The following is a 7513-nucleotide window of genomic DNA, read 5'->3' on the forward strand; positions in this document are numbered from 1 at the left end:
CTATCGTGGAATTTGATTCCAAATTGAGTACGACATCGTTACCGCTACCGCCCACGTAGCTGATCGTGGCCTCAAGACCAGAACCTAAAAAGTCTTCGATTGTCGCTCCTTCGGCGAGTCCGGCAAAAGTACCGGTCACGGCATCAGTTCCATCGTTTCTGATGATCGTAAAAGAGTTGCCTGGACTCGGCGAGAAACCGTTGAACGTTCCGGTGATCAACGTCACATTGGAACTGATCGTGACGGTCCCTGTCACATTGACCTGGTCATGATTGTTGCTGGCATCTCCTGGAGCAATGCCGCCAATCTCAACGGTGTAGATGTCATTATTCGCGAACGTGAAATCGCCGACCACCGTCAAGATCCCCGGTGACTGACCGGGCGATACGTCTCCGATCAAATTAACCGTCGGTGCGGTAATGTCGGTGCCTGCGTTGTCGCTAATCGTACTGCCAGTGATCGTTACGGGGTCGTTCAGCGTGATTGTGTCGATGTCGACCGTCCCCGTGCCGTTGACGAGATCACCGATCGTAATCGAGTTGAAGCCATCGACGAGAATCCCAAGTTCGGCGTCGGTGAGACTTAGCGACGCCCCCGTGCTGCCACCGAGTTGAATATTTCTGCTAGCTGTCAGCGGTTCAAGAATCAGATCCCCCGTCGACTGGATTGCACCGCCAACAAATGACAATTCATCAGCTGTCAGTGTTAGATTCCCGGTTGCTAGTGGTCCGCCAATCACGCTGCCGCCTCCAACAACGATGTCGGAGGACAGCGCAAAGATGTCAATATCTCCACTGCCGATGGAGATCAGATTTCCACTCGAAGAATCTGAGAGTCGAACGCCGGAGTGTGTACCGCCTGTGCCGAGGATCGACATCGTTCCGGTTGCGACTTGGATTGTGGCAGAATCGAAGAGATTGACGCCAAATTCACCCGATGATCCATCACCGTCAATGTTAATAGCGCCCGCATCCGCTTCGATCCGTGTTGAGGCGTCATGCAGTTGCACACCGTCGGCCCCCACTCCGCCGGCTAGTCCAGCGATGTGGATTTGTGCCGCGTCGACCGTCGTCCCGGTGGATGTCACCGCTGCGGCATTAAATAGTCGCACTCCATGGAACCCACTCAAATTTTCCCCAATTATTTCGATGTCTCCATTGATCGATGTCACGATGGCACTGTTGCCGATCACGACACCTTCGCTGCCATTGACGCCGCCTACGGATCCGCCGGTGCCTTGGATGCTCAGGCTAGCGCCATCTGCGGTAGTGCCCAACGATCGTACTGCTGCATTGTTGGTGATCACGACGCCATCATCTGCCAATGTCACACCGTTGATCAACACGATTCCGACTTGCGAGGTCACCTCGGTACCGACACCATCCAGCCGAAGACCGTCCGCGCCGACGCCCGCTCCCGCCTGGCCAACCAAGATGATGGCTCCCCCGCCCGTCGATGTTTGGGTGGAACTAATCACAGAACCACCGTCGACAACGATGCCGTGATTATCCGCCGTAGTGCCGCCGATCCCCGATAACGAGATCGCTCCACCACCACTGGTGGTAATGTCGGCATCGCTTAATGCTAGGCCGACAAAGTCACCGGTTGTCGTTCCGGCAACATTGGCAGAGATATTGACTCCGCCATCGACCGTCGAAATGCTCGATCCTGATGACATGGTAATGCCGCCGCTGGCGACCAAAGTCACCTGGCCAAATCCGCTGGAGACGATATCGGATGTCGAATTAGGGATGTTGATCGACAGTGCGTTGACCGTCAAAGATTTATCAACCGCCAATGCAACAGTGCCGTTCAAGTTGACCGTGTCGCCGCCGTCGCCACCGACAATCGAAATGTTGGCTGGGTAGCTAGCAGCAAGACCACCAACGTTGATCACATTGACTCCGGTGTCGCCAGCGTTAACGGTCAATGTTCCCGAAGGATTGTTGAAGGTTGTCGCTTCGCCGCCGACGTTTGAGTCGACGGTCGTTTGGCCGCTGCCGGCATCCGTGACGGAAATCGTTTCAGCTGTCGTGCTGTAGTTCAGCATGACATCGGTAGCGTTGACATTCGAAGTGATCGGTTCTAGACCGGTATAGGTGATCGTCGACGTACCGGTGATTTCGATCGAACCATCACTGTTGTTTGTGTAATTGAAGGTCACATCCGAAAACGTTCCGCCACCGGTCAGAATCAAAGCGTCACCATTGGTCGTTTGCCCTCCACCGTCGAACGTAATCTGCTCGGTGAAAAGACCTCCGCTGTAATCAACAGTCAATGTGTCATCACCGCCGAGAGAGTCAACGATGATCCCGCCGCCGCCGACCAGACTGGTTATAGGAATTTCGACCGTATTGGCGTCGACCTCGTTCGCGCCCGTTCCGGCGGCGAGTGTATTGTTCGGATCATAGACACGAATGTTGGCGCCGTTGATGCTTATCGTCAGAGTGTCGTTGCTGGTGCCGCCATTGGTGTCTTGAATCAGCAAGTCGTTGGATCCGTTCAGACCGACAGTGGTTTCCCGAATTGCCGGCGGATTGTCGTCGTCAACAATCGTCGTCGTCTGCTGCTGAGTCCCGTTTTCGGTGCCTCCGGTGACGGAATCGATGTCGACGATTATTGTTTCGGAGTCGTCATCGACGCCGTCCTGGACGGCGGTGACCTTCACCGTGCCTGTCAGACTGCCGGCCGGAATGACAATGGAATTCGCACCGCGTGTGTAGTCGTCGGTCAGTGTCGCCGTTCCGCTGAAGCCCAGGTTGATCGTCACGACTTCACCCGTGATCTCTGACAACGTCGCGGTGAAGGTGGCCACCCCTGCCGCTTCGGGAATGCTAGCACTATCAAGCGACAGCGTTACCGATGGGTTGGTCGACTGCAATTCGAACGCACCGACATCGGTATTGCTGCCGACGACTCGCGGGAAACCGGCGCCGCGCTGATCACTGACTTGCGTCGAACTCGTGTCTCCTGCATTGATCGCCAAACTGTCGGGAAGTAACGCATGCGTTTGCGTCATCCCGCCGTTATTGGCGAGCGAGTCAAGCCCGGCCGAGACGCCGGTCTGGTCGGTGATTTGAAGGAACCCAGGGGTCGCGTTGCCGGAACCGATCAGGTTGAAGCCGAAACTGGTAAAGGTATTTCCGCCGCCTCCCGTATTTCCGACATCATCGCCCGTGTTGTCGGCAATGATGCTCGACAGCACGTTGATATTAGCGGCAACGCCGGCACCGTTGTTAAATCCCGTAACGCCGCTGCCCGCTGTGCCACTATTTCGAGTAATTGTGCTGTGATTGATGTTAAACGTACCGTCGTAGACGAATACCCCGCCACCATCCGCATTGGTTGATACATTGCCGGAGATGGTCGAGTTAGTGACCACGCCCGTGAGCCCCGCCGAAGCAAACAACAGGCCCCCGCCAAAATCGGCGCTCCTATTAGACGAGATCGTACTGGAATCGATCATCAGGTTGCCGTTGATCACAAGTACGCCGCCGGTCACGCTGCTGGCACCGCCGGCAACGTTGTTGGAAACCGTGCTATCCGTCATCGTGAGCTCGCTCCCCAATGCATAGATGCCCGCAGCAGCAGCATCGGTCGTGGTGTTGGCGTGTATCGTGCTGCGGCTGATAATGACGTTCGCATTCGTCGCCGCGATCCCACCACCGCTAACGTTGCTTGCGGCGGTGGCGTTTCCGGTGATCGTCGAATTGGCAACTGTCAATGAACCTTCGAATTGAGAAATACCACCTCCTTCAGCCGCTGCCCCCGTCGTCGAACTGCCGCTGACCACACTGTTGCGCAACTGAAAATTACCGGTTGAGCGAATGGCGCCACCTCGGAAACCTGCGGCCATGGTTCGGCCGTTTGTGAGCGTCAAACCATCAATCGTCACATCCTTGCTTTCGGGCAGATCAAACACACGAAAGGCGTTATTGGCATCGATGGCCAATGTGGACGCGCCAAGTCCCGTCAGTGTCAGATCATCAGCGATCGCCAATTGCTCGATCGCCAGCGTGATCGTCCCGCCGTGGAGCGACGCGTCAAACGTAATTGTGTCCACACCACTACGGTGATTGGCCAAATCGATCGCCTCTCGCAACGACAAATTATTCGTCGAGTAATCTCCATCGACCGTATCGGAATTCGTATCAACGACAATCGAATCAGCGGTCACGATCACGACCTGATGGTCTTCGACTTCCCCGTCGGCTGCCGCACCGGTCACCCCTAGGCCACCCGCGGTGCTTACGCGGAATCGGGCATATGAGAAGCCGTTTTCGATATTAGTGCCAGTGTCTTGCGGCACTGCAAAATCCACCACGTAAGTGCCGTCGATCGTTCCAAGATCAAAGTTCGTGACGATCTGTTCGCCAGCATCGTCCCAGTCACCATCTCGGTTAAAATCGATCCACGCGTCAAGCCGGTTGGATGTCGGATCGGCATTAGATAACTCGATGGACACTGAGCCGGTTGATGCACTCGTTGAGGATGCAAAGAGGACAGGCGACAGCAATTTGACGCCGTTTTCGTCATCCGAACCATTGCCATCATCAAAGGTGGCATCGGCTGAATTGACGCCGTCCAATTCTGCTTGAGCAAACCCGCCAAACCGCGGCCCGCCGACCGTGTGGCGAGCTCCGTCGTCAGCAAGCGACACAGGATAAGAGCTGGCAAATCCGCTTTGCGTCAGGTTCGGCGCATCACCAAAATCGAAAGTTGCCGCACCGTCATTATCGGTAATCGAAACACTATCGGATGCTTGCAGTTGCGTCAGCCCCGTGTTCACGCGGGCGACTCGAATGTCCGACCCACCGCCTGCCAGAATCAACAAATCGCTGTCCGATGCTATCGCCGTGCCGAACGCGCGCTGGTTAGAACTATTGCCGACGGAGAAGGTGAGAATGCCATCACCATCAAAAGTTGTGTCGAGCGTCCCGTCCGCGTTGAATCGTGTCATCGCGATCTGGTTTTGTATCGGGTTGAACCGATCAAGCACTCCGACCGCAATGATCTTTCCGTCCGGCTGGAACGCGAGCGAGTCGACGTATTCGTCTTCGCCTGGCGGCAGACTGACCACCACCATGCCGTCGCCACCAAAGTTTGTATCGAGTAGACCTTGGGGCGTCAGCAGTGCGATTGCAAAATCGTTTCGAGTGGTATTGTTGAAGGCGGATCCCCCCAACGCAATGCGACCATCTTCGTCGACGGACATCGAAAAAATCGGCCCGCTGTCGTTGTCAAATTGAATGCGTGTCGAGCCTATCGTGCCAAATGACGTGTCGAGCGTACCGTCGGGGAAGGCACGAATGACCGTGCTCCATTCATTGGAATTCCCAACCAATAGAAACTGATCATTCGGCAGCACTTCGATGCTGGCTGACATTGCCCCGAATTCCCAAAAACTTTTCAGCCCGCCAGTTCCGAAAGACGAGTCAAACGTACCTTCGCTGTTGAAGCGAAGCACATGCATTTGCGCCGCCCCAAAGTTCTCCAGCGCCGCGAGCACCTGCCCATCCGAATTAAGACCGATGTCCACAATCCCTGACGACCGTATCGAAGAAAAATCCACCAATCCGCTGGTACCGTACGTCGTGTCGATCGTACCATCGACATTGAATCGTGCCAGGAACGGAGTTCGTCCGTTGTCACTCGTTTCACCGGCCACCAGTATCTTTCCATCCTCCTGAATGGCGATCGAAGTCGGTGAGGTATTTGCACCTACCGACGTGAATACCAAGCCATTGGTGCCAAAGGACGCGTCGGACGTGCCGTCTGCGTTCAACCGCTCCAGAAGAAATTGGTTCGCGTTGAAACCTTGCGATGCCACCACGATCTTGCCGTCGGTTTGGACTGCAATGCCACCCAGCGGTCCGATCGAGTTGCTGTCGGACATGTTTAACTGCGTTGTCACCTGCCCCGACGTACCAAACGAAGTGTCGACTCCCGCCGTCCCATCGGCGACACCCCCGTCGACCGATGCAATAATTGTGACATTCTGAGTTCCATCGGCCGCAGTGTCGTCGATGGCATCCAGATCGACGGTGACGGAGGTCATTCCCGCAGGAATGGTCGCCATCGTTTGAATTGTCGCCTCGGACCGATCGCTGCTCGAGAGTATCACATCCAGCTCATTGGTCGTGTCCGTACCGCGCGTAATTGTGACGGTCGTTGCGGCAGCGCCATCAGCTTCGGAAATCGTGCCATCAGCAATCGACACGGTTAGATCGGCTTGCGGAATCCCTTCACCGGTCACGTCAAAGTTGTAGGGATTCTCGTCAGCATCGTCATTGACGATCTCAATCGTTGCGGATCGAACACCATCGGCCGAAGGAGCAAATTCCAGCGAGAATGTTTCGGAGCCTCCGGCGCTGATGGTGCCAGAAACGAAGCCGGTGACACTAAAATCGGAGGCATCCGCTCCGCTAATATTGATTGCCGAGATCGTAAGCAGGTCTGCCCCGGTGTTTTCAATGGTAAATTGATGAGACGAGACCGGGGGTGCTCCCGTAAACGCCTGTCCAAAATCGGTTCCCTCTGCCGCGTCGGGAGTTACATCGCCGTCCGCAATATCGATGGCAGGCGTTCCTCCCTGCACGTTGATTTCCGGCATTGCACTGCCTGCACCGGCCAGAAGCTCGCTAGCGTTCTCGAATGTCCACGCCCCGCGTCCCAACATCCCGGCCAACAAGACATCGTCAACCGCGTTGTATATTAGATCGTAGACCAATGCATTGGGCAGGTTCGATCCAACCTCGGCCCAAGTTCCTAGTGCATCGATTCTTGAAACAAACACGCCTTGGCTGGCACCCACGACCAACGCGCTGACCGCGCCGGAAACAAACGCGATCGTTTGCAACCTTTCGCCAGCAATCGCTGCTAGACTGCCGGTGATATCAGCCCATGTTCCGCCTGAATCGGTCGTTTGATAGACACTCGTGTCGTCGACCGCAAATGCGTTGGACCAATCGTTGGTGTTCATCACGACGTCGTTGATATCGTCGCTGCTACTCGTATTGGGATCCGTCTGATTGACGGTGCCGGAACTGGTGCGAATGAAGACATCGTCGCGTTGGGCAATGTAAAAGGCATCTGGGTTGGCGATCCCGCCTTGCGATCCGCCGTAGTCGCCAGCATCTTGCAGGAAGCCAGACGTCGAACTTGTCAGCTGCTGCATTGTGTCCCCCTGGTCCAGCGATTCGTAGATTCCGTTGGCCCCGACAAATAACAGACGACCACCGGCAACGTTGTTGCCGAAGACGGGAGTTTTGAATTGGGGAACAAACTCGGAACCGCTGGTAACAACGGTGCTTGGAAAGCTGGTTTCCAGCAGGTTGTTGTTGGCGTCCCAGCGTGTCTTTCGAAAACCTCCCAGATTCTGGGAACTGCTGTAGCGAAGCGATTCATCGACTCCGGACAAGGAAATCGTATCGACCGTCGCGTCACCACCGTCGCCGCCAGATAGGAAATCCCAAACCTTGCCGCCAGGCGTTTGCTGATAGTGTGTGCCGTT

At 55.6% G+C, this 7513-nt stretch carries 1 protein-coding gene; it reads right to left on the reverse strand.

The features are described from left to right. The coding region (locus RMSM_RS28845; protein WP_008705646.1) for a delta-60 repeat domain-containing protein at window positions 1-7513 on the reverse strand (7513 nt) is incomplete at both ends.

Source organism: Rhodopirellula maiorica SM1 (genome assembly GCF_000346295.1).
In the GTDB taxonomy this organism is placed as follows: domain Bacteria; phylum Planctomycetota; class Planctomycetia; order Pirellulales; family Pirellulaceae; genus Novipirellula; species Novipirellula maiorica.